The organism is Blautia caecimuris (assembly GCF_024622975.1).
Classification (GTDB): Bacteria; Bacillota; Clostridia; order Lachnospirales; family Lachnospiraceae; genus Blautia_A; species Blautia_A caecimuris.
Map to the genome: position 1 here is coordinate 33,493 of NZ_JANJZT010000001.1, position 25,499 is coordinate 58,991.

Consider the following 25,499-nt stretch of genomic DNA (forward strand, 5'->3'; position numbering starts at 1 on the left):
ACTTTGGTATACTGTTAATGATCAAATTAACAGAAAAATAAAAACAGAGGAGTATGTATGACTGGGATTTTGTATCTGATCCTGGGAAGTCTTTGCGGAAAAGAGCTTGCAGAGATTTTTGTGGGACAGAAGAAAACCGGAAAAAATAACAGGATCTGGCTGGTTCTGCCAGGAGCATTTGGAGTTGGAATGCTTGCTTTTGGCTGGGTAACGTATCTCATTGCCTGGGCTGCCAGCGCCGCAGGAGCAGACAAACCGCTGATATACGGAAACCTGCTGACAATGGCTGCAGGAGCTGTTTTTCTTTTGGGCATCTATATTCAGAGATACAGGAAAAACAAAAGGATTTTTACAGATAAGGGTCTGGTTGAGGATAAACAGCTGTTTTGGAAGGAACTGATATTTTTTTCTGTGCTGTTTGTATTTCTTACCTGGATCATGTTCTATGTATTTTACATAAAGGACGGGATTCTGTATTCAGGATTTACCGTGTTCGGTGATTATGCGCCCCATACGGCAATGATGCGGTCTTTTTCTTTGCAGAATAATTTTCCTACCCAGTATCCTCATTTTGGAGGACAGGACGTAAAATATCATTTTATGTTTCAGTTTCTTGTGGGAAATCTGGAGTTTCTGGGACTCCGGCTTGACATTGCTTACAACGCCGCAAGTATTCTGGCGCTTCTGGGATTTCTTATGCTGCTTTACAGTATTGCCAGACATGTTGTGGGAAGTGGAAAGGCAGGAGTGCTGACGGTTCTCTTTTTCTTTTTCCGCAGCGCGCTGACTTTTTTTCAGTTTCTGTGGGAGCATCTGCGCGCCGGAGATCTGCTCCAGGTACTGCAGGAAAACACTTCATTTATCGGATATACAACAAATGAAGACTGGGGACTGTGGAATTTTAATGTATATCTGAATCAGAGACATCTTGCCTTTGGACTTCTGATCGTGGCTCTTGCTGTGTGGATGTATCTGGACTGGGTGGAACAGGGATGCCGCCATAAGGAGAAAGGGCTTGTGTGGTTCAGGAACAGGCTTTTTTCAAAGGAGGCATGGAAATGCAGGTATGTGGAAAACGCGCTGGCAGCAGGCCTTCTCATCGGCATGACTTCCTTCTGGAACGGAGCGGCTGTTATTGGAGGACTTCTGATTTTAATGGGCTTTGCTGTGTGCTCAGACGGTAAGCTGGACTATCTGATCACAGCTGTTACGGCTGTTGTATTTTCGGTTCTTCAGACCAGACTTTTTATGAAAGGCTCTTCTGTGGAGGCTGCCTTTCAGTGGGGATTTATCGCAGAGGATAAAAGCGCTGCAGGCGTCCTTTGGTATCTGATCCAGATGAGCGGCATCTTTTTTGTGGGAGCGCTGATTTTATTCTTTTTCTACAAAAAAAGGCTTCAGCGGGCAGTTCTTGTAAGCTGTCTGTTTCCACTTGTATTTGCCTTCAGCTTCTCCCTGACACCGGATATTACTGTGAATCATAAATACATTATGATTTCCTATGCATTTCTGGCAATGTTCTGGGCAGGAGCCGTGTGCCTTCTGTTCCGGAAAAAATGGCAGGGCCGTATTCTTGCAGCAGTGCTTACAGTGTGTCTGACGATCACGGGAATTTATGATTTTGTGATCATAGTAAGAGATAACGGGCCGGGACACAGAGTAACGGTAAATACAAACAGCAGTCTTACAGACTGGCTGGCACAAAATCTGGACAGCCGGGATCTGATCCTGACGCCGGAATACAGCATCAGTGAAGTGACAATGGCCGGAGTGATGATGTATCTGGGCTGGCCCTATTATGCATGGTCGGCAGGATATGATACCTATGGCCGGGCGGAAAACGCAAAGGAAATTTATACTTCCCGGGATCCGGAGAGGGTAAAGAGTCTTGTTCAGCAGGAGAGGATCACCTATATTCTTTTTGAAGAGGGAATGACTTTTGAAGAAGAAACCTGCATAGAGACTACGATTAAATCAGTATACAGGCTGGCATACCAGTCGGAAGATGGGAGAATCAGAATTTATGAAACCTGATATAATAAAAAAAGTAACAATAAGGGCAGTTCCTGCAGCCGTTCTTATAGCATTGTCTGCATATCTGCTGAAAGGAGACGTATGGACTTTCTGGACCTGGTATCTTCTTGCAATGGTTCTGGGAATTGTGACCATGCCTCTGACAGGAAGGCTTTTCCGGGAATTTGACGATAAGGGCTGGATGTTTTCCAAGGTTCTGGCAGTGGTTGTCACAGGATTCGGAACCTGGTTTCTCGTTGCGGTCAAACTTTTGAAATTCACTTCACTGACCTGTATCGGGGTGACTTTGGCCTGTGGGGCCGGCTGTCTTTTGCTTGGAAAAGCGCAGCATAAAAAAGGGATCGAGTGTCTTCCGGTAAATCATCTGGATCTGGTGTACTGGGAGGAAATCCTGTTTTTTGTTTTTTTCCTTCTGTGGACTTATCTGGCAGGATTTCATCCTGCGGCATACGGAACAGAAAAATTTATGGATTATGGGTTTATGGAAGCCATGATGCGAAGCACCACTCTTCCGGCAGTTGACCTGTGGTATTCAGAGGGAAATATCAACTATTATTATGGCGGCCAGTATTTTGCAGTATTCCTTACAAAGCTTTCCGGAACCAGCGTGGAGTTGACCTATAACCTGATGCGCACCTTTGTGGCAGGACTTGCCTTTTCCCTTCCGTTTTCTCTTATATACCAGATGACCAGGGACAGAATGGGAAAAAGAGCTGCAGGCGCAGTGGGATGGAGAAGATATTTTCCTCAGATCACAGGCGTGGTGGCGGGAATTTCTGTTTCCATTGCCGGAAATATGCACTATGTGGTTTATGGACAGGTGCTTCCTTTTCTTCAGAAACTGACAGGACAGGAGCCGGACAGCTACTGGTTTCCTGACGCGACAAGATATATTGGTTTTAACCCGGATGTTCCGGATAAGACAATTCATGAATTTCCCTGCTATTCGTTTGTTCTGGGAGATCTTCATGCCCACGTGGTCAATATTATGTTCGTCCTTCTGTTATTGGGACTTTTATATGCCTGGATAAAAATGGTACGGAAAAAAGATTTTGTTCTGGGACAGCCGGGGACAGGGGAATTCTGGGGAAAACAGCTTTTCATGCCTCAGATCCTTCTGGCGGCAGTGCTTCTCGGTATGTTCCACTGGACGAATTTCTGGGATTTTGTTATTTACTTTGTGGTAACAGGAGGAGTTGTACTTTTTACCAATATTGTTCTGATGAAAGGTCAGACCAAATGGATCCTTGGAGTTACGGCGGCTCAGGCAGCAGAGGTTCTGGCTGTGGGAACCGTGGTGATTCTTCCTTTTACCCTGAATTTTGAGACAATGGTCCAGGGTGTGGCGGTGGCCCAGTATCATTCCCTTCCTCATCAGCTTTTGATCCTGTGGGGGCTTCCGGCGATTCTGACTGTGATTTTTGTGATCGTTCTTCTGGTGGAAAAGCTCAGCGGCGCAAAGCATAAGACGATTTTTCATTTTATGGAATCTCTGAAGCTTCCGGATCTTTTTGCAATGATCATGGGGCTGTGTGCCATTGGACTGGTACTGATCCCGGAGCTTGTGTATGTGCGGGATATTTACGAAAACGGAAATGCCCGTGCCAATACCATGTTCAAGCTCACGTATCAGGCATACATTATGTTTGGAATGACAATGGCTTATGTGATTTTCCGGCTGATGGTGATTTCCTACAAAAAATTTTTAAAGGCAGCCGCAGGGGTGGCTCTGATCCTTCTTGTGTGGACCTGGGGATATTTTGGAAACAGCGTCAGCTCATGGTTTGGAAATGTGCAGGATCCCTCCCAGTATAAAGGGCTGAATGCCACGGCTTTTCTGGAAACGGACTTCCCTGAAGACGCAGCCGGAATACGATGGCTGAAAAAAAATATTACCGGATCTCCGGTGGTTCTGGAGGCAAACGGGGACAGCTATACAGAGTATGAGCGTGTATCAGCAATGACCGGCCTGCCCACAGTTCTTGGATGGTATGTCCATGAATGGCTGTGGCGGAATGATGTGGCGGATCTGAATACAAAGAGCGGAGATATTGAGCTGATCTACACCTCACAGGATGAAAAACAGGTAAAGGAGCTTGTGGAAAAATATGATGTTTCCTATATTTTTGTAGGTTCCTGTGAGAAAAACAAATATGGAGAAAATCTGAACCATGAGCTTCTTAGCAGCCTGGGAGAGACTGTGTTCCAGGATGGAAGTTCAGGAACCTATATTGTAAAAGTCGGATAGGGGAAGATTTCTCTGAAACAGAAAAGGACTGTCTGAATCTGAAAATATCAAGTTCAGGCAGTCCTGTTTTTTTGCATCCGGTAAAGGAAAATGAGATATATCTGAGCTGTTTTTACTGTATCCCCAGCTGATGTGCGAAAGCCAGAAACTGTTTTTCCATATCCCGGAAGGGATGCTCTTCCAGATCAGGCACAGACTGAAGCGGTATGGTGGGATGATTTTTTTCACCCGGGAACAGAATCGGAAGTTCCGCAGAAAGAATATCGTTGTCAATCTGTTTCCACACCATATGTTCTTCAGAAGACAGGTCATTCAGATTAAATTTTTCCCAGATCACATTCATGATCATTTCTTCAATTTCAAGATAATTAGACAGATGCGCCTTTACCGGGCGGATGATGTCTGAGATATAGGCTTCGCTGGCATCGTGAAGCAGACAGGCAAGAATCATGCGGTCAGACCATCCTCTGGCCCGGGCTTCCTCTGCACAGTTGAGACAGTGCTGGGCTACGGAATAAAAGATCAGAGTCTGACCTCCGCCCCGGCAAAGATAACTGAGGGCGTGCGCGATATCTTCCAGACAGATATTTTTCGGCTTGATGTGCATGGGATCAAATTTTCTGCCGGTATAGGTGTTCATAATACTCATAAAAAGCTCCTTTCTCCGGAAATCATATATGCTCAGATTAGCATATTTCCGGGAAAGGAGCAAGGCGTCAGTGGTTAAAGTGTGCGTTTTGAAATTTTTGATGGGGGGGGTAAAACTGCTTCCTTTTTACTGCACAGCTGCCGGTACTGGAGTGTGCGGATTTCGCATTTAATGAAATCCACAGTTTCCTCAGGTGTGTAAAAACATGTGTCCTCAAGTGACTGCAGATAATCGAGAAAAACAGACAGAAGCCCGGTCTCATTAAACATAAGATAGGTGGTCTGGTTTTCGGCGTTATCAAAGGAAAAATAACCCATAGTTTCATTTACACAAAGGTGAAGATTAATTGGAAGCTGATCGAGGGGCTGTTTCAGCATACGGTACGTACCCTGGCTGCAGCAGGGCAGAAGCTTCTGAAGCATCTGTAGCCGTTCTGTGGGAAGAAACGGGCGATAAAAATCAGAAGGGATTTCTTTTAAAAGTCCTGTCTGTGTAAATCGCTGGATTCCCGTTTTTGTAAAATAAACATGCATACTGGCAAGATTTTCTGTATTTTTATTAAAAAATGCACCAATGAGAGGCAGCAGTCTGTTACGGTCGGGAAGCATGGGAGAAAGCGCATGTTCCAGAATCCTGTCAGTAATAAACGGAGTAAAACATGCTTCCGGCTGAAGGAGATAACTGTCAGCGGCATTTAGAGAAATATTCTGCAGCATATGTAAATTATTTGGAAGCATATGAAAAATCTGAAAAAGCGGAGTACATTTAGTCTGGAAAGAATAAAATATTTTCCAGAACTGAGCTACGATATTCGGATCGCTGTAAAAAATACCATACTGGTAATCTGAGGAAAAGGAAACCGCATACCGGGATGTGACAATAAAATATGGCAGGACATTCAGATTAAAAAAATGTGAATGAATACTGTCATAAAAGTATGATGCCTGATAATTCAGATTTCGGAGATATAAAGGAAAGATATTATTAAAATATTCCAGATTATACAGTTCATGGTCTTTATTCAGGATCTCGCTGTTGCTCAGGCAGAAAATGTGGCGTATTTCCAGTGTATATCCCAGATTCAGGCTGGAAAGAAGACTGAACAGCCCTTCATGATCAGGCTGCATAAACAGGGCGGCTTTTCCTTCGCCTTTGCCGGATTCTGTCAGCAGTATATTGCGGAGAGCATAATTTAATTCTACCTGTGTCTGAATTGAGGCACAGGCAGGCGTCCGGGATTCATTTTTGAAACCGGAATCAGCGGCGGAGCCGGTATGAATAGAAAATTTATCCGGAAAATGCATGAGAAAATTTTCTGTACTTTTTCTTCGATAGTAATTATTTGCTCCAATCCTGGAAATTTCATAAGCCTCTTTAAACTGCTCATCTTCGGTAGGTGTCAGTCGCATAAAATCAGACATTTTTTCAATGATATCCCGAGAAGGAGGATTTCGTTTTCCGTTGATTATTTTGTACATAGTGGCACGGTCAAAATCGCAATATTTACTGAGCGGATAGACCTTTATATTTTTTTCGTGAATAAACTGACTGAGTATATTTGAAAATTCGGACATAATAGATATTTTTCCTCACATTCTGTTTCTTGTGTATCTGTATTATTTTATCATAGTTTGGCTGTGAAAAAAGAAAAATTGCTGTTTTTGTGTGACAAGTATAAGAAAAAAACTGCCTACAAACTATGCCACAATTAGAAAAATGTAAAAAAATTGAAAAAAACAAAGGAAATCTGCCCACAACTGATGTCACTTATTGTTCTCAGGCATAAAGCAAAGGTAAAATAAGAAAAAGACAAAGAAAAGATGATAAAGGTAAGGGAAAAAGAATGGAATGTTTACGATGTGGAAAAGAAATCAGGGGAGATTCCCAGTTCTGTATTTACTGTGGACAAAAAGTAAGCCAGTGTGGATACGATCAGGAAACACAGAAACTTGCTGAGAAATTGGCAGATCTGGAAAAAGAGCAGGCAGAGCTGGAAAAGAAAAAACAAGAGACGCTTCAGGAAGAGCAGGACTTAAATCTGAAGCTGGATAACTATACCAGACTTCAAAAAGGAGAGTATGCAAGATGCCGCAAATGGAGGTCTGAGCCAGCCACAGCCAGAGAAGTTCAGCAGCGGGAAACAGAAAAGACTGCGAAAAGGACAAATTCTAAAATCCTTTTTCTGGCATTGAGCATGATATGCTGCGGCTCTTTGTTTCTTCCCTGGGTGAATGTGCCACTGTTTGCATGGATCATGGACTATGCAGAGGTGGATTATCCTCTGAATTTTTTTAATATGATTACATCATTGCCGCTTCTTGAAGAGGGAGCAAGAGGAAAGGGATGGATTTATGAAACGAATATATGTTCTGCTCTTATGCTTGATTTTATACTGTTTTTAATACTGATGGTAATTTTACTTTTGGTTTTTGGACTGTGTATTTATGAGCTTATTAAGCATCATTCAGAACTTTATATGTATCAGAAAGTAAAATCAGCGTCTTTGTGGGGGATAGTCTGTGCAGCGGGAACCTGGCTTATATGTTTTTTTACGAATCTGTGGATCCAGAATGATTTTGGTGGAGAATGGTTTCGGTATTACGGAGGATATATTAATAGAACAGATTTAGTGCTAAAGGCAGATTCAGGAGTATGGCTGGTGCTTGTCGCCTCTGTAGCAGGTTACATATGCGCTAAGCTTGCAGAGGGAGAAGATGAAAAGGAAAAGAAAAAATATGGGGACACTCCTCTTGAAGTAACCAATTATGACCCGGTGCTTCCATTCAGGGCAGTAAGGCTGCTGATCAGGCAGAGCTTTTCTTTTACCGGTTATTCGTTTACTGCATTTTTGAAAGTTATGAGTTTTATGCACCAATCTGTTGACATGATTGAGGCAGAAATCCATGTGATCACAAACAGCGGCCATAAGTTTGTACTTCCTGCTATGACATTTTTTAAACCGGCGTCCGGTAAAGGCAGTGAAGTAGTGCTGAATGGTCAGCTTTATGGGAAACAGCTGGACTGTAATTTTAGTGATCTGAAAGAGGCTAAGATATATGTCAGACAATATGCGGTTGACAGAGATGGTTCTGGTACAGATCAGCGAATTGTGAAAGAAAGTGTTTTTTCGAGAATCATAGAAGAAGGAAGCGGTTTTTCCGTGGACAGCGATTTTGTTACAGAAGACTTAAAATTAATGCGTCGGCAATATGGGGACAGTTATATGAAACGGGAGGGGTCACAGGGAGAAAACTGGATGTGTTCCTGCGGACAGATTTATGACCGCAAATTAAAGAACTGTCCTCTTTGTGGAAAAGAAAATCGGGAGGCAGAGATCTGATTATGGGTGAACAGTCAGTGAAAGAATTATATCAGAAACAGATACAGGAAGCAGAAAACAAAAAAGAACTGGTAGAAAATGAAATTGAAGATCTTAAAAAGAAATGCAGAATATTAAGGGATAATATCAGAAGAATCCGTACAGAGTTGTTGACGGAAACGGATATTGGGAAAAGTGATTCAGAAGGGAACCAGTACTGCCCAAATTGCGGAAGTTATGCAGGAGATGACATTTTCTGCAGGAAATGCGGAACACGAATAAAGTGAAAGACTGATACGGGAACAAAAACAGGGAAAAGCATTGCATAAAGGGCAGTGCTTTTTTCGGAAGAAGGGAGATTGCTTATGTACTGCAAATATTGTGGAAAAAAATTAGAGGATGGAGTTTCCTTCTGTACCGGATGTGGCAAGCCGGTTCAGGGACAGCCCGGAAATAAGAAACAGGAACAATCAGAAAAGAAGCATTACCCTAAAAAGAAAAAAACGACTAAGAAGGCAGCCGGGGTTCTTGTGACAGCAGCAGTGGTTCTGGCAGTGGTCGGGGCTGGAGGCGTATATAAAATATACACGGAGAAGAGTGGAACAGACCGGCTGGGGGATTCCATGAGTGCGGAAGCCAAAAGAACAGAGGCGCTGGCAGATGCAGAGGCAAGGGCAAAAGATGAGTGGGCAGCTAAAGTAATGGCAGAGGAAGAGGCAAAAGAAAAAGAAGAATCTAAGGAAAATACAGCGGCGGAAGAAGATACCTGGACAGATCCGGAAACAGGGCTGACAATAATCAAAGGCGGACATACCGGAAAAAAAGTTGGATATGTCAATGAAAATGGAGAAGAGGTGATTCCTCCCATTTATGATATGGTGTCAGAACCAGGGGAAAATGGACTGATCCGGGCGGAGCAGCTGGTACCGACAGCTTTTTCTGAAAATAATATAATACCTACATTTTTCTATAATGAAAAAGGAGAAAAGGTATACGATTATGTAAGAAGATTTGGGGAACATCAGTCAACCGCCGTAAGGGAAGGTACGGAATATTTTATCGTAGACAGTCAGGGGAACCGGATCAGTGAAAACAGCTATACGTACATCGGGGACGCTGACATTTATGGGAATTTTATTGTAACTCAGGGAGGCGATCTGGGACTTGTAAATGAAGAGGGAAAAGAAATTATAGAACCTCAGGATGTCAGGATTATTCCAATAGACAGACTGTATACAGATAAAGACGGTGTATATCTTGTGATGGGGGACGGCTCCAGTCTGATCATAACAGAGCAGGGGGAGATTCCGGTATCCTGGCAGAAGGGACAGATTGAGAACGTCTCCATAGGTCAGCAAAGATATAAGATCAATCTTGAGAATGGAATGACAGAAATAAGAGATTTCAGTGGAAATGTGATCGTTTCTCAGGAGTATGGATCTGTGATCCTTTACCCCAATGGCTGTATGCAGAAAAGTGACAGTTCTGCGGTTTATGATCCTAATGGACAGGAAATTTTGCCCCGGGAAAACGAAAAGGGCTATCTTCAGACAGTAAACTGTTTTTCGTCAGACGGAATTGGAGCAGGAATTGTGTATACACGGGGGGCAGATGAGTATCGCTCAAAACAGGGAATGATTACGCTGGATGGTAAGATAGAGCTTCCCTGTGTTTATGATCAGATTTTTTACGTGCCGGATAAACAGATAATTGTTTATTCTAAAGAAAAAATGGTTGGCGCAATGAATCTGGAATGTGAGATTCTCTGGGAACAGGCTTACGACTATGCTTATGTTTTTAATGCAAAGGATAAAAAGAATACGGAGGATCTTCTTCTTGTAAAAAGAGGAGAAAACTATGGCCTTGTAGATATGATTACCGGAAAAGTAATGCTGGAATGTCAGTACAGCATGATATCAAAGGATAGTCAGATTCAGGAAAGCTGGTTCTGTTCCAGGGATGGAAAATACGGATTCTGGAATCAGAAGGACGGAAAATACACAGAAATCCCAAACAACGATAATTATACCATTGACGGATTCCATATGGGGTCAGGCGGAGAAGCCATTGATGTGTATGGTTATGAGCTGGGTGACTTCCTAAGAGTAAGGGATGGAATGACAACAGGGATTATAGACAGACAGGGAAACAGGATCATAGACCTCATTTATACAGAGATTTATTATGATGAATACGAGGAAATCTTTTTGGTTCGCACAGAGAACGAATCCGGCATTTATGATAAAAGCGGAGAGATTATTGTTCCATTAGATGTTTATGAAGACCTTGAATGGTGTTCGGAAGCTATTTTTGCAAGACCAGAAGGGGAAAATGCAAGAATTTTGGATTATGAAGGAAATACTGTGATTTCTCAGGAAGCCTGTCCGGAGAACTTTTGGGAATTGGGGTACATAACAACATATGAGGATGGAGAATGCCGTTTATATACAATGGCTGACGGAGAATTTCAAAAACTGGATTATGCATGGATTGCTCCGGATGAAAGGGATGGAATCATATGTGTACAAAATGAAGATGCTGAGTACGGATACATCAATGCAGATGGAGAAGAAATAATTCCATGTAGTTTTACGAGCGCATATTGTTTCTGGAATGGTCTTGCAGTAGTGATGGATGAAGAGGGAGAATGGGGAGCAATGAATCTTCAGGGAGACATGCTGATAGACTGTGATTATGAAAATATTGACAGTTCCTATGCTCCAAATGTGCTTAAAGTGGAGGAAGATGGATATTGGGGAGTCCTTGATCTGGGCGGTGAGAGAATCATAGACTCAGATTATGAAGATATCAGTATGGGCTCTATGGGAACAATGACAGCGATCGGAAGCTATGAAGGTGAAAGGGACATTTATGATTATAGTGGGAATCTTCTAGGAACGTATTCTTATTAAAAAGACCTTGTTGTGAAAAAAGGAAGGAGAAATTTATGTACTGTAAATATTGTGGAAAAAAATTAGACGATGGAGTTTCATTCTGTACCGGATGTGGTAAGCCGATTCAGAAGCAGCCGGAAAAAAAGGAACAGGAAAAACCAGAAAAGATAAAAAAGACAAATCATCCACAAAAGAAGAGAACGCCAAAAAAGTCAGTCAGGGTTATTGGGGCAGTCGCAGTTCTGGCTCTGTCAGTGGCTGCGGTCTGGGGCGGATATAAGATATATACGGAGAAGAATGGAACAGATAAGCTGGAAGACTCAATGAGCGCTGATGCCAAAAGAATAGAGGCGCTGGCAGAGGAAGAGGCAAGGGCAAAAGATGAGTGGGCAGCTAAAGTAATGGCAGAGGAAGAGGCAAAAGAAAAAGAAGAATCTAAGGAAAATACAGCAGCGGAAGAAGATACCTGGACAGATCCGGAAACAGGGCTGACAAAAATTAAAGGCGGACATACTGGAAGAAAAGCTGGATATGTCAATGAAAATGGAGAAGAGGTGATTCCTCCCATTTATGATATGGTGTCAGAACCCGGGGATAACGGGCTGATCCGGGCAGAGTATTATGTAGGTGAAACGGGGTCTGGTATATACGATGATTATCAAACTGGCGTGGAGAGTACTACAATCTTTTTTAACGAAAATGGGGAGAAAGTATATGACTATGTGCGGGAGTTTGGGATAACACCATATAAGGAGAGTAACGTCACCGTAGTAAGAGAAGGACCGGACTATTTTCTTGTTGACAAAGAGGGAAACAGAATCTGTGAAGAAAGCTATGATTATATTGAAAGTTGTGATGAATATGGAAACTTTGTTGTAAAACAGGATACAAAGCAGGGGATTATAAATGAAAAAGGGAAAGTAATTCTGGAGCTCTCGGATGTTAAGATTTCATATATATATCAGGGAGAATACGATAATGGCGCGTATATTGTAACAGGAGATGAGGTAAGTCAGATTATTACAGTAACGGGAGAGAATCCGGTAACTTGGCAGGAAGGGCAGATTACGAATGTTTCCTTAAATTGCCAGCGATATCAGATTAATTTATCTGATGGAACCACAGAAATAAGAGATTTTGACGGAAATATAATTATATCTGGGGAATATCAGACGTTCTTTTTACAGCATAACGGATTTATATACAAAAGGGTAGAAAGAGACGGACTATATAATATAACAGCTATTCTGGATCATAATGGAAACGAGATGGTATCAGGTGAAAACAGTTTTTTGCATTTAAGATATCCTTTTGATAAGGAAAAAATTGGAGCAGGACTTATTTATGCTACAGATGATGACAAAGAAGGTCTGCTTACTTTGGACGGAAAAATATCTCTTCCGTGTGTTTATGATGACATTCAGTATTTGCCGGATAAACAGTTGATTGTGTATGAAAAAGAGAAACGGACAGGAGTTATGAATCTGGAAACAGATGTTTTATGGGAAGCAGACGGGGCCGAGTTTGAAACTATTACAAACAATGAATCAGAGACAGACTTATTGACTATAGAGAGAGAAGGAAAATATGGTCTGGTGAATATATCAGATGGAGAAATGATACTGGATTGTGTGTATGAAGATATTTTAAAGGGAAATGAAGATGCGTCAAAGTTGGTTTTAAAAAAAGAGGGAAAATATGAGCTGTGGAATCGGAAAAATGGATCTTATACAGAAATTCCATGCGATGAAGATTATATCATTAAAAATGATATGGGAGAATTTTTTGAAATTGCAGTTGATAAAAATGGGGATGGATCTCCCTGGGACGATGAATCAGGCATTATAGATCAAAATGGCAACTGTATATTGGAACCGGTATATGATGCCATTACTTATGATGAGCAAAACGAGATTTTTTATGTTGAAATATATGAGAATGATCAGGTAGGCATTCTGGATAAAAACGGGCAGTTGCTGGTTCCGCTGGCAGTATATAAAAGGATTGTATGGGACACGAACCTTATTTTTATAATTCCTGAAGAGGGAAAAAGAAGATGTGTGGATTATAAGGGAAATGAGCTATATATCACAGATGGGGAGTTAGACAGCTATCTGGGAGGAGGATATCTTACCGGATATGAAGGTGATCAATGTTTTTTAGCTACATCTGACGGTGAAAATATTGTAAAACTGGACTATAAATGGATAGATGTCAATATTGAGGACGGTATCATAAGAGTAATGGACTGGGATAATATGTGTGGGTATATTAATGTCAATGGTGAGGAAATAATTAATTGCACCAAGCCATTTCTGGGTGAATATAAGTATGGAACAATAGTTGTGGGGAATGATGAAGGAAAAAAGGGGCTGATGAATTTACAACAGGAGGTGTTAATAGATTATCAATATGAGATTTTGGATAATTCAGGAGATAGCAACTGTCTGACGGTTAGAGAGGATGGATCCTGGAAAATTATTGGTATTAATAACCGGGTAATTGTTGAGAACATGTATGGCATTGAAGAACTGAAAGAAATATCTTTTAGTAATGCCCGAGGCGGCAACATAAGTACCAGTCCGAAGGAGGGAGAAAGCGAGGAATGGGACTATTGTGGAAATAAACTCAAATAGGCAGATATCAATTTACATGAACCTTCCCTGCTGTTTTGGAGTTACTTAATCACAGCCAGGAACCGATTTTGGTAAAAAAGAACGTATGATGAAAAAGGAGAAAATTATGTACTGTAAATATTGTGGAAAAAAATTAGAAGATGGAGTTTCCTTCTGTACCGGATGCGGTAAACCGGTACAGAAGCAGATCATAAAGAGCGAACTGGAAAGCAGGAATAAAAAAACAAAGAAAACAGTTACACGAAATGTGATTATAGCTGTAGTGTTGTTGGCAATTGTATGTGTTGTCATTGGAATTTTCAATAAATCAGGCGCAATTTCCTTGGATCCGGAAAAGAGACTGGTGGGAACATGGTATGAAGTGGATGATGACGGCAGTGTGGATTATGACGAGGACATACAGTTTTTCAGTGACGGAACCTTTATCGGCTTTGGAGAGGACGGAACTTACTCGGTTGTGGATGGACAACTGGTATTCCGGTTTCAGTGGGCAGTAAGCAGTTTTGTATACGTATATGACTTTGATTTTCAGGGAAATGAATTACATTTATTTGAGGAAGACGGAGACGAAAAGATTCTGCAGAAAGAGGGGACACTTTTTTAGAATGAATGACTTAAAGTATCCTGATAATTATTTATCAGATAAAATAATCTTTCCCCTGCTAGTTACCACAGCTTGGTAAATGTACCTGAAAAAATTGTAAGTAAGGTACAAAGGAGATGAAAAATATATGAAACAAAAGAAAGTGTGCAAAAATATTCTCATGATTCTGGCAATGCTTGTTTTTCTGTTTTCCTGGTGCAGTGTGGCACATGCGGAAGAAAATGTGCTTTTGAAGGATATGCCGATAGAGGAATGGGAAGGAGAATATGTTGACATAGGGGGAGATGAAATTGAAGATTCCAATGGAAATCACAATAGCAGGAATATCTTAGAGATGTGTACAATCTCTGATACTCATGTAGTTTACAAGCTGGATGGTCAGTATACACGCTTTTCGGGGAAAATTGTGATGGATAAGACTGAGTCGATTGTAATTAATGATACATCACTTTTTTTCTATATAAATATTGGCATTTACGGGGATGGCAGGGAATTGTACAGCAAGGCACTGCTGACAAAAGAGACAGAAGCACAGAATTTTGATATTGATGTAACGGGTGTGGGAAAGCTGGAAATACGAAGCAGTGGAGTTGGAATTTTCTCTCTGGAAGAAGGAATATTTACTAAAGCAGAACAGCGAATAGAACCTCAAACACATGTTTCTCTTGGAGATTTGAAAGTTGTTGATTCCGTTAATTTTGCACAGAGAACCAGTGTACAGATGGATGCGTTTGGAGGCGTACATAGAGGAAAACAGTATTTTAATAATTCTATGGACACAGATACGGAATCTTATGCTCTTTATAATTTGGATCTGAAATATTCATCATTCTCGGGTAAGCTGATGACGGACTATATTGATAATATAACGTCGGATAACGACTGTAATATGAATGTGCAGATTTATCTGGACGATCAGCTTGCATTTGAACAGAATGGGATAGGTTGGAACACTGAGCCAGTGGAAGTGAATTTGAATGTAACAAATACGAAGATAATGAAAATCAGAGTGGTTGGCAAAGAAGGTTATCTGTGCGTTGTGGATGATAGTCTGAAAGCTCATACTCCGGGAGATTGGGAAATAGTGACAGAAGCAACCTGTGAAAAAGCAGGGAAATCAGTACGGCGTTGCACAGAATGTAAGGCGATATGTAATACAGCTGAACTAAAGGCTCTGGAACACACGCCGGGTGACTGGGAAATAGAAACGGAAGCCACCTGTAACGCAGAGGGGGAGCGAAAAAAAAATTGTACCGTATGTAAAAAGATGTGTGCAGAAGAAATGATACCCAAACTGGAGCATAAAGAGGAAGATGAATGGTTTGAACAGGAAGCACCTACATGTACCAGTGAAGGAACTCGGATAAAGAGATGCATTTATTGTGGTGAGACAGTAAAAACAGAGAAAATACCTCAAACAAAGCATGAATTCGGAAAATGGACAACGGCAGAAGGAAGTGTGTGGAACGCTCCAATTGTAAAAAAACGTACATGCAATGTCTGTGATGCAGAAGAAGTAAAAAATATTTATACGTGGGTATGGGTTAAGCCGGCAGTACTTGTTCTGCTGTTTGTCAGTGTATTGACTGGAACTACAATAATTTTGATAAGGAGGAAAGGGATACAGACTATATCGAAAAACCAGAGAAAATTTTGGAGGAAGAAGAAAAGAGAAAAAAGAAAACAACAGGATGATATTTTTCATGATCAGCAGTAAACAGAAGAAGGCACGTTAATAATTTTTTTATTTCAAAATAATCTGCCCCTATCCCTTGCCACAGCTTGATAAATGTTTCTGAAAAAAATAAAATTTTTATAAACAGGTCAAAGGAGATAAAGGAATGGAACAGAACAAAAGAAAAAAAGTGCACAAAAATATTCTCATGATTGTGGCAATGCTTGTCTTTCTGCTTTCCTGGTGCAGCGTGGCACATGCGGAAGAAAATGTGCTTTTAAAGGATATGCACATGGAAGACAGCAATGAATGCGAAATATGGGAAAAAGAACTGAAAGATTCCTATGGAAATTCTTACAGCGGGAATATTGTAAATATGGAAGCCAGCAGAAATTCCTATGCGGTATATAATCTGGATGGCGAGTATACACGCTTTTCAGGTAAGATTGTTATTGCGGAGGATGTCTATACAGATTGTGTGATGGACATTGCCATTTACGGAGATGGAAGGGAACTGTACAGTAAGGCGGGGCTGACAAGGCAGACGGAAGCGCATGATTTTGACCTTGATGTTACCGGTGTGGGAACCCTGGAAATACGAAGCAGTGGAGAGGAATATATTTCTCTGGCAGAAGCAGAGTTTACTAAGGCTGAAGAACGGACGGTACCGCCGACATATGCTTCTCTTGAGGAGCTGACAGTTATTGATTCCGTTGATTTTGAGCAGAAAACCTGTATACAGAAGGACACCTTTGGAAATTTACATAAAGGAAGACAGTACTTTAAGAATCCTATGACTTCAGAGTCAGAATCCTATGCCCTCTATAACCTGAATCAGGAATATCTGTCCTTTTCCGGTAAACTGATTATTGATGAAGAGTCAACTACCAACTGTAATATGAACGTACAGATTTATCTGGATGACCAGCTTGCATTTGAACAGAATGGAATAGGCAGGACCACGGAACCGGTGGAAGTAAATCTGGATGTGACAAATGTAAAAGTAATGAAAATCAGAGTAGTGGGCAAGGCCGGATACCTGTGCGTGGTGGATGATGTTCTGAAAGGTCATGATCACACTCCGGGAGAGTGGGAAACCGAGACAGAAGCAACCTGCGATAAAGCAGGAAAAAAGGTACAGCGATGTACAGAATGTAAGGAAATTTGTAACACTCAGGAGACAAAAGCTCTGGGACATACTCCCGGCGACTGGGAGACAGAGATAGAAGCAACCTGCAAAGCAGAGGGAAAACGGGTAAAATACTGTACGGTATGCAAAAAGGTGTGTGCTGAAGAAAAAGTGGACAAGCTGGAGCATGAACCGGGAGACTGGGAAGTGGAGGCAGAAGCAACCTGTGAAAAGGCAGGGAAAAAAGTAAAGCACTGTAAAGTATGCAAAGAAGTATGTGAAGAAAAGACTCTGGACAAGCTGGAACATGAACCTGGCGACTGGGAAGTGGAATCAGAACCCACCTGTGAGGATAAGGGCAAGAAGGTTCGGCACTGTAAGGTGTGCGGGGAAATCTGTGATACGGAATATATTCCGGAAACAGAACATGAACCTGGCGACTGGGAAGTAGAAACAGAGGCAACCTGTTGGTCAGCAGGCGAGGAATCTGTTTACTGTAAGTATTGTGGAGAATGGCTGGATACCCGGGAAATCCCTGTTTTGGAGCATAAACAGGAAAAAGAGTGGTTTGTGCAGGAAGAGCCTACCTGTACTTATGAAGGAACCCAGGTAAAAAGATGCGTTTACTGTGGTGAAACTATAAAAGTAGAAAAAATTCCAAAAACAAAGCATAAGTTTGGAGAATGGGTAACGGTAGAAGGAAGCGTATGGAATGCACCGATTGTAAAAACACGTATATGCAGCGGCTGTTTTTCTGAGGAGACAAAAAAGGTATATGCATGGGTATGGGTGAAACCGGTTGTTACGCTTCTGGTGATTCTTGGAGTCCTGGTTGGAATCATTGTGATCCTTATGAGGCAAAAAGGAATCCAGATCACTGTTGCAAATATAAAAGAATTTTGCAGGAACGGAATCAGGGATATCAAAGACAGGTCGAAAGATGAGGCATCCGGCGATGATATTTTTGGCGGAACCAAAAAAAATGAAAAAAAGGATAAGGATGATATTTTTTAACAGATATCATAAAAAAGAAGAAAACAGGGAGGAAAAAAATGTTTTGTGGAAAATGCGGTAAACAGTTTGAAGATGATGAGGTTGTATGTCCATGGTGCGGGGAAGCAACAGGAGTGGAAGTAGGAGAAAAAAGGTATTCACAGCAGCCGGAAAACGGAGGATACGGTCGAAATACTGAGGAAAGGTCTTATGTAAACAGAGAGCCTGTAAAACCAATGGCTCTGCTTGGGATTTCAGTGGGACTTGCGGCAATGATGATCTATTTCAGCGGACTGATCAGTAACACGATCCTTGTCGTGGCAGCAGGCTATGTACTTTTAAAAGAGGAAGACCGCTGGCTTCGTGCAGTAGCTGCAAAAGCGATTTTGATCGTGTGCATTTTTGGCGCAATAGCGGCAGGAATTACAATGGTGGAAAATGGAATTTCAGGATTCAATTATCTGATAATGATGGTGGATGCCGGCCCTCTGGATCGGATGGCAGTACAGGATCTTTGCAGTTTCCTGAACTACGCATGTCTGATCGTCAGAGATCTGGTTCTTCTGATAGCCGGAATCCAGGCATTTCACTGTAATAATTTCAGAGTTGGCTTTATAGATCGGATGATTAACCGAAATATACAGAAATAGGGATAACAGGGAGGAAAGAGTATGTTTTGCAGAAAATGTGGAATTGATAATCCGGAGGGCGCAAGGTACTGCAGGAGATGCGGAGAGCCTTTGGAAGGTTCACGTACATCATCAGGAGGAACATCGTCTGTGCCGCCGGCATCGAGGAAAATTTCAGTTGAAGATCTGCCGGTGGAATATCGTCCTATTGGTATGTGGGGATATTTTGGATACAGCCTGTTGTTTGCCATTCCGTTTGTTGGCTGGATCATTGCCCTGGTATTTGCTTTCGGCGTGAATCCAAACGTCAATCTGAAGAACTTCGCCAGAGCTTATTTTTGCAGTCTGATTGTAGCATGTGTTTTTCTGTTTCTTGTTTCAGTAAGCGGATGTTCGTTATTATCTGCAATGATGTAAAAGTGAAATTTGCAGCGGTGTTTTCTGCTTCCGTGTTAGGGCAGGAGACACCGTTTTGTTTTTACATAATACCTGCTTCCGGCTTGTTTTGTCGGTTCTCAGATGATAAAATAAAAAGAAAAATGAACGGTTTTTACATGGGGTGGCAGAATTATGACAGAAGATACAGGGAAGAAAATATCAGAGGAACTGAAAAATGATTTTACGATGGATAAGCTCTGGGCTGTTCTGTGCCTGATGCAGGGCGAAAGGTTTTATACGGCACGGGGACTTGAGTTTCATTATAAAATCCGGGGAAATGAGATTTTTGTGGACAGAAAGGTAAACAGTAAAAGCATTACCAGAAGCAGTGTGGAAATGGTTTTTAGGAAACTGCAGGAGAGGCGGCAGGGAGGAGAGGAATTTCCCCTTCCCGTACAGGGACCGAAAAAACTGGGGGTATTCGGCGCCAGCTATCTTTATCCTGTTCTGAAAAGGCTGGAGCTGGTAAGACCGGAATAAAAGAAATAAAGGGATATTTTTCAGACGCTATGTGAGAGAAAAGGTATGTCCCTGTTAAGCTGCATGCAGATCCTATGGGCTGTCCCCAGGCAGGACAGCAGAATCCGGAAGCTGTACAGGGGAACAGATCCGGCAGGTACAACTGCAGGTTGTATATTTTTGAAAAATAAACTATAATAAACATCTGAACAGACAGTCTGAATGGGCTGAGTAAAATACATGCCGGAAATGATATGCAGTCGTATAAAAACTGCAGGTATATACCAATAAAGACAGGGAGTTGCAGAAGATGAGAGCAGAGGTTGTAAGTATGGATGCGAAGCATCCGGATAAAGAGGCCATAAAAAGAGCAGGACAGATACTGCAAAACGGAGGGCTGGTGGCTTTTCCTACGGAAACCGTATATGGACTGGGAGGAAATGCCCTGGATCCCCGGGCATCCATGAAAATTTATGCTGCAAAGGGACGTCCGTCAGACAATCCTCTGATCATTCACATTGCAGATATGTCCAGTCTGCCCAAAATCGTGTCAGAAATTCCTGCAAAGGCACAGCTTCTGGCAGAAAAATTCTGGCCGGGGCCTCTGACCATGATTCTTCCAAAAGCAGAGATTGTTCCCGGGGAGACGACCGGCGGTCTTGACAGCGTTGCAGTCCGGTTTCCCAGTGATCTGATCGCGCAGGAGCTGATCAAGGCGGCGGGAGGCTTTGTTGCGGCTCCAAGCGCAAACACATCGGGCCGTCCAAGTCCTACCAGAGCAGAGCATGTGGAAGAGGACCTTGGAGATGCCATTGATATGATCCTGGACGGCGGACAGGTTGGTATCGGGCTGGAATCTACGATCGTAGATTTTACAGAGGATATTCCGGTAGTGCTAAGACCGGGATATATTTCTCTGGAAATGCTTCAGGAAATTCTGGGTGAGGTGCGAATGGACAGAGGGCTTCTGATCACAGACAGCAGTGTTCATCCAAAAGCTCCGGGAATGAAATACCGTCATTATGCGCCAAAGGCAGATCTTGCGGTTGTGGAGGGAAATACAGAGCAGGTAATTGCCTATATAAACCGTATGACAGAAGAAGCGGTAAGTCAGGGCAGACGTGTGGGGATCATTGCCACAGACGAAACGTCGGCTTTGTACAAAAACGGAGTTGTGCGGAGTATCGGAAGCAGGGAGGATGAGGAGACGATCGCCCATCATCTTTACGAGGTGCTTCGGGATTTTGACGGGGATGGCGTCAGCGCTATTTACTCAGAGGCATTTTATACGCCCAGAATGGGACAGGCGATTATGAACAGGCTTTTAAAAGCTGCAGGACACAAGATTATAAACGTACAGGAGGAACAGGAATGATAGCATTAGGATGTGACCACGGTGGATTTGAACTGAAACAGGAGATTAAAAAGCATCTGGATCAGCAGAATATAGAGTATATTGACTATGGATGCGACAGTCAGGAGGCTGTTGATTATCCGGTTTATGCAAAAAAAGTGGCAAGAGCGATACAGAATGGTGAATGTGAAAAGGGAATCCTGATCTGCGGAACAGGTATTGGAATTTCCATTACAGCAAATAAATTTAAGGGAATCCGCGCAGCACTTTGTACAGACTGCTTCAGCGCAGAGGCAACAAGACTTCACAATGATGCCAATGTTCTGGCAATGGGAGGAAGAGTTGTAGGCGCAGGTCTTGCGCTTAAGATCGTGGATACTTTCTTAAACACACCGTTTTCCAATGACGAAAGACATATTCGCAGAATCAGCCAGATAGAGACAGACTGATATAAAGAAGATAAAGGGGACAGGACGAGCTGTAAAGGGTTTGGCCTGTTTATCTGAATCAAAAAGCCTGTTGATCTCAGACAACAGGCAGTTTATAAAGTATTATGGGGAGGGTTTTACAATGGAGAAAGAAAAAAGAATGGACTATATTTCCTGGGATGAGTATTTTATGGGGGTGGCAATGCTTTCCGGGATGCGGTCCAAGGATCCTCATTCACAGGTGGGAGCCTGTATTGTAAGTGAGGACAACAAGATTCTTTCCATGGGATACAACGGATTTCCTATGGGATGCTCGGATGATAAGTTTCCGTGGGCAAGAGAGGGCGATGCCCTGGACACAAAGTATCTTTATGTGACTCACAGTGAGCTGAACGCAATCCTGAATTACAGAGGCGGAAGCCTGGAGGGCGCGAAGCTTTACGTTTCACTTTTTCCCTGTAATGAGTGCGCCAAGGCCATTATTCAGTCCGGGATCAAAACCATTGTATATGACTGTGACAAATATGAAAATACTCCGTCCGTGATCGCGTCCAAGCGTATGCTGGATGCAGCCGGCGTCAGATACTATAAATACAACCGTACCGGAAGAGAGATCAGGATTACTGTCTGAAAAGGTAAAAATGCTGTCTGCGCAGAAAATTCTGTCAGATTTTTACGGGGCAGCCATAAAAGTGCGGGATTTGTTCCGGGTTTTCCGTTCAGGAGGCTTGACACAGGAGATTTTTTCGCATACAATGAGTAAAAGTTCGTGGAAACACAACTGAAAACAGAAAACGGCGAAGAAGAGAATAGTACACGCAGAGCAATCTCAGAGAGAAATCCCGAAGCCTGTTCAGCTGTCAGGCGGTGGTGTGAGGATTTTGTGCGCGAACCGTGGAACCGGCCTCAGAGCTCCGTGCAATTGAAGTACGGCGTATTTCTGCGTTAAAGAAACAGGAGAGAGCAGTATAAATACAGACTGTCCGCGGGGCAGCTGTTTAAGGAGGTACTGCTAATCAGGGTGGTACCGCCGAAGTCCTTCGGTCCCTTTGCAGGGATTGGAAGGGCTTTTTTATTTACCGGGAAAGTAGTGCATTCTGTCCTTCCCAGTCCCGGAAACAGGAAATAACAGTATTGAAAAAAGGAGAATGATCATGGCAAAAGAGAAAAAATTAGTAGAAGCCATCACTTCCATGGAGGAAGATTTTGCGCAGTGGTATACTGACGTAGTAAAAAAGGCAGAGCTTTGCGATTACACAAGCGTAAAGGGCTGCATGGTGATCAAGCCGGCCGGCTATGCCATCTGGGAAAACATCCAGAATGAGCTGGACAGAAGATTCAAAGAAACAGGCGTTCAGAATGTTTACATGCCTATGTTTATTCCGGAGTCTCTTCTTCAGAAAGAAAAGGATCACGTAGAGGGCTTTGCGCCGGAGGTTGCATGGGTAACTCACGGCGGCCTGGATCCTCTTCAGGAGCGTCTCTGTGTGCGTCCGACTTCTGAGACTCTGTTCTGCGATTTTTATCAGAAGGAGATCCAGTCCCACAGAGATCTTCCAAAGGTTTACAATCAGTGGTGTTCTGTAGTCCGCTGGGAAAAAACGACCCGTCCGTTCCTGCGTTCCAGAGAATTTCTGTGGCAGGAGGGCCATACTGCTCATGCAACAGCTGAAGAGGCGGAAGAGAGAACCATTCAGATGCTGAATGTATATGCAGACTTCTGTGAGGAAGTTCTTGCAATCCCGGTTGTAAAAGGCCAGAAAACAGATAAAGAAAAATTTGCAGGCGCAGAGGCGACTTATACAATCGAGTCTCTGATGCACGATGGAAAGGCTCTGCAGTCCGGAACCAGCCATAACTTCGGCGACGGCTTTGCAAAAGCCTTCGGTATTCAGTATACAGACAAAGAAAACAAGCTTCAGTATGTTCATCAGACATCCTGGGGAATGACAACCCGTATGATCGGAGCCATCATTATGGTTCACGGTGACAACAGCGGTCTTGTGCTTCCTCCGAGAATCGCGCCGGTACAGGCTGTGATCATTCCGATCCAGCAGCGCAAAGAGGGCGTTCTGGAAAAAGCAGATGAGCTGTTTGAGACTCTGAAAGCTGCAGGAATCCGCGTGAAGGTGGACGATACAGACAGAAGTCCGGGATATAAATTCTCCGAGCAGGAAATGCGCGGTATTCCGGTTCGTATTGAGTGCGGTCCCAAGGATATCGAAAACGGACAGGCTGTGATCTGCCGCCGTGATACACGGGAAAAATATGTGGTAACTTTTGAGGAGCTGGCAGGAAAGGTTCAGGAAGTTCTTGACACCATGCAGAAGGATATGCTGGAAAGAGCCCGTGCTCACCGGGAAGCTCATACCTATGTTGCAACGGACTATGAAGAGTTTAAAGAGACTATCAACACGAAACCGGGCTTTGTAAAAGCAATGTGGTGCGGCGATCAGGCCTGCGAGGACAAGATCAAGGAAGACGTACAGGCAACTTCCAGATGTATGCCGTTTGAGCAGGAGCATTTAAGCGATGTGTGCGTATGCTGCGGAAAACCTGCGAAAAAAATGGTTTACTGGGGAAGAGCATACTAAGATGAAGCTGAATATACCTTCCGGTGCGGAAATTATTCTGAATACGCTGGAACAGAACGGATATGAGGCCTATGTAGTGGGCGGCTGTGTCCGGGATTCCATTCTGGGACGCTGTCCGGATGACTGGGATATTACCACATCTGCATCTCCGGAGCAGGTAAAAGCGCTTTTCAGAAGAACTGTAGATACCGGACTTCAGCATGGAACAGTAACTGTTCTCATAGAAAAAGAAGGCTTTGAGGTAACTACTTACCGGGTGGACGGCGACTATGAGGATGGCCGTCATCCCAAAGAAGTAAGGTTTACCTCAAATCTTAAAGAGGATCTGAAACGGAGAGATTTTACCATTAATGCCATGGCATATCATCCTGAGAGGGGACTTGTAGATCTTTTTGGCGGAGTGAATGACATGGAAAAAAAGGTGATCCGCTGCGTGGGTGATCCCATGGAGCGGTTTCAGGAGGATGCGCTGAGGATTCTGAGAGCTGTCCGCTTTTCCGCCCAGCTGGGATTTACCATAGAAGCGAGTACAAAGGAAGCCATCGGCGCTCTGGCTCCCAATCTTAAACTGGTCAGCGCCGAGAGAATCCAGGTGGAGCTTGTAAAGCTTCTTGTTTCCCCCAATCCGGACTACCTCCGCGTTGCATATGAAACAGGGGTGACAGCAGAGTTTTTGCCGGAGTTTGATGTGTGCATGAAAACTGATCAGAATACTCCCCATCACTGTTATACAGTAGGCGAACATATTCTGAAAAGTCTTTTGCACGTCAGAGCGGACAAGGTTCTTCGCCTGACCATGCTTCTTCATGACATTGGTAAGCCGGTGGTAAAAATAACGGACGAAAATGGCCGCGATCATTTTAAAATGCACGGACCGGAAAGTGAGCAGATGGCAAAATCCATTCTGCGCCGGCTGAAATTTGATAATGACACCATCCATAAGGTTTGTCGGCTTGTAAAGTGGCATGACGCCAGACCGGCAGCCCAGATGCCAAATGTACGCCGCTCTGTCAACAAAATCGGGGAAGATATTTTTCCACTTTATCTGGAGGTCCAGAGAGCAGATATGCTGGCGCAAAGCACTTATCAGCGCCGGGAAAAGGAAGAGCGGCTGGAAGGTGTGAAATCCTGTTATGAGCAGATCGTGGAGAAAAAACAGTGTGTTTCCCTGAAAAGTCTGGCAGTTACAGGCAGAGATCTTATTCAGGCCGGTTATAAGCCGGGCCCTTATCTGGGAGAAATTCTGAATCAGCTTCTGGAGCATGTTCTGGAATATCCGGAAGACAATCAGAAGGAAACGCTGATGCAGCTGGTGAAAGAAAATCAGGATTAAAATTTCAGAAAGCATGAAACGTATAGGAGAGATCCCTTCACAGAAATTTTCTGTGGAGGGATTTTTTCTACAAATAGGATCAG

The 25,499-nt window shown here is 43.0% G+C and carries 19 protein-coding genes; 17 read left to right on the forward strand and 2 right to left on the reverse strand.

What is annotated here, in order from left to right:
* Nucleotides 1-57 precede the first annotated feature (57 nt).
* Nucleotides 58-2,034: a hypothetical protein gene (locus NSA57_RS00180; RefSeq protein WP_257463654.1), complete on the forward strand. Its 1,977-nt coding sequence runs from the start codon at nucleotides 58-60 to the stop codon at nucleotides 2,032-2,034.
* Nucleotides 2,024-4,282: a DUF2298 domain-containing protein gene (locus NSA57_RS00185; protein ID WP_257463655.1), complete on the forward strand. Its 2,259-nt coding sequence runs from the start codon at nucleotides 2,024-2,026 to the stop codon at nucleotides 4,280-4,282. The genes NSA57_RS00180 and NSA57_RS00185 overlap by 11 nt, the downstream gene beginning before the upstream one ends.
* A gap of 112 nt (nucleotides 4,283-4,394) precedes the next feature.
* On the opposite strand, the gene NSA57_RS00190 is transcribed toward NSA57_RS00185, so the two are convergent.
* Both NSA57_RS00190 and NSA57_RS00195 read right to left on the reverse strand, forming a co-directional pair.
* On the reverse strand, nucleotides 4,395-4,931 hold the full coding sequence (locus tag NSA57_RS00190) for a phosphohydrolase (protein WP_257463656.1): 537 nt from the start codon (nucleotides 4,929-4,931) through the stop codon (nucleotides 4,395-4,397).
* A gap of 74 nt (nucleotides 4,932-5,005) precedes the next feature.
* Complete coding sequence (locus NSA57_RS00195) at nucleotides 5,006-6,505, reverse strand: helix-turn-helix domain-containing protein (protein ID WP_257463657.1); 1,500 nt, start codon at nucleotides 6,503-6,505, stop codon at nucleotides 5,006-5,008.
* A gap of 269 nt (nucleotides 6,506-6,774) precedes the next feature.
* Here NSA57_RS00195 and NSA57_RS00200 point away from each other — a divergent pair, with 269 nt between their 5' ends.
* The 15 genes from NSA57_RS00200 to NSA57_RS00270 all read left to right on the forward strand — a co-directional run bounded on the left by NSA57_RS00200 (nucleotide 6,775) and on the right by NSA57_RS00270 (nucleotide 25,416).
* Entirely contained in the window at nucleotides 6,775-8,271 is a 1,497-nt protein-coding gene (locus tag NSA57_RS00200; RefSeq protein ID WP_257463658.1) for a hypothetical protein, read from the forward strand.
* 2 nt (nucleotides 8,272-8,273) lie between these two features.
* Entirely contained in the window at nucleotides 8,274-8,537 is a 264-nt protein-coding gene (locus tag NSA57_RS00205; protein WP_257463659.1) for a zinc ribbon domain-containing protein, read from the forward strand.
* A gap of 78 nt (nucleotides 8,538-8,615) precedes the next feature.
* Nucleotides 8,616-11,162 carry a WG repeat-containing protein gene (locus tag NSA57_RS00210; RefSeq protein WP_257463660.1) on the forward strand — a complete coding sequence of 849 codons (2,547 nt, stop codon included), beginning with the start codon at nucleotides 8,616-8,618 and terminating at the stop codon, nucleotides 11,160-11,162.
* A gap of 35 nt (nucleotides 11,163-11,197) precedes the next feature.
* Nucleotides 11,198-13,780, forward strand: a complete 2,583-nt coding sequence (locus NSA57_RS00215; RefSeq protein ID WP_257463661.1) for a WG repeat-containing protein — start codon at nucleotides 11,198-11,200, stop codon at nucleotides 13,778-13,780.
* 106 nt (nucleotides 13,781-13,886) lie between these two features.
* Nucleotides 13,887-14,384, forward strand: a complete 498-nt coding sequence (locus NSA57_RS00220) for a zinc-ribbon domain-containing protein (RefSeq protein ID WP_171026664.1) — start codon at nucleotides 13,887-13,889, stop codon at nucleotides 14,382-14,384.
* A gap of 127 nt (nucleotides 14,385-14,511) precedes the next feature.
* Entirely contained in the window at nucleotides 14,512-16,101 is a 1,590-nt protein-coding gene (locus NSA57_RS00225) for an NPCBM/NEW2 domain-containing protein (protein ID WP_257463662.1), read from the forward strand.
* Between the two features lie 124 nt (nucleotides 16,102-16,225).
* Nucleotides 16,226-18,202 carry an NPCBM/NEW2 domain-containing protein gene (locus NSA57_RS00230; RefSeq protein WP_257463663.1) on the forward strand — a complete coding sequence of 659 codons (1,977 nt, stop codon included), beginning with the start codon at nucleotides 16,226-16,228 and terminating at the stop codon, nucleotides 18,200-18,202.
* Between the two features lie 38 nt (nucleotides 18,203-18,240).
* The gene (locus tag NSA57_RS00235) at nucleotides 18,241-18,831 is read left to right on the forward strand and encodes a hypothetical protein (RefSeq protein WP_257463664.1); all 591 of its coding nucleotides are present in this window, start codon (nucleotides 18,241-18,243) and stop codon (nucleotides 18,829-18,831) included.
* 21 nt (nucleotides 18,832-18,852) lie between these two features.
* Nucleotides 18,853-19,227 carry a zinc-ribbon domain-containing protein gene (locus NSA57_RS00240; RefSeq protein ID WP_257463665.1) on the forward strand — a complete coding sequence of 125 codons (375 nt, stop codon included), beginning with the start codon at nucleotides 18,853-18,855 and terminating at the stop codon, nucleotides 19,225-19,227.
* Nucleotides 19,228-19,380: 153 nt separating this feature from the next.
* Nucleotides 19,381-19,728 (forward strand): hypothetical protein, encoded by a 348-nt coding sequence (locus NSA57_RS00245; RefSeq protein ID WP_257463666.1) that lies wholly within the window; start codon nucleotides 19,381-19,383, stop codon nucleotides 19,726-19,728.
* Nucleotides 19,729-20,017: 289 nt separating this feature from the next.
* The gene (locus tag NSA57_RS00250) at nucleotides 20,018-21,082 is read left to right on the forward strand and encodes an L-threonylcarbamoyladenylate synthase (RefSeq protein WP_257463667.1); all 1,065 of its coding nucleotides are present in this window, start codon (nucleotides 20,018-20,020) and stop codon (nucleotides 21,080-21,082) included.
* The gene (rpiB, locus tag NSA57_RS00255; protein WP_022066509.1) at nucleotides 21,079-21,510 is read left to right on the forward strand and encodes a ribose 5-phosphate isomerase B; all 432 of its coding nucleotides are present in this window, start codon (nucleotides 21,079-21,081) and stop codon (nucleotides 21,508-21,510) included. Before NSA57_RS00250 ends, rpiB begins: the two co-directional genes overlap by 4 nt.
* 121 nt (nucleotides 21,511-21,631) lie before the next feature.
* Complete coding sequence (locus NSA57_RS00260; RefSeq protein ID WP_022066508.1) at nucleotides 21,632-22,120, forward strand: deoxycytidylate deaminase; 489 nt, start codon at nucleotides 21,632-21,634, stop codon at nucleotides 22,118-22,120.
* Nucleotides 22,121-22,643: 523 nt separating this feature from the next.
* Nucleotides 22,644-24,083 (forward strand): proline--tRNA ligase, encoded by a 1,440-nt coding sequence (gene proS, locus NSA57_RS00265; protein WP_022066507.1) that lies wholly within the window; start codon nucleotides 22,644-22,646, stop codon nucleotides 24,081-24,083.
* Between the two features lies 1 nt (nucleotide 24,084).
* A complete protein-coding gene (locus tag NSA57_RS00270; protein WP_257463669.1) occupies nucleotides 24,085-25,416 on the forward strand; it encodes a CCA tRNA nucleotidyltransferase in 1,332 nt (443 codons plus the stop codon).
* Nucleotides 25,417-25,499: the final 83 nt, after the last annotated feature.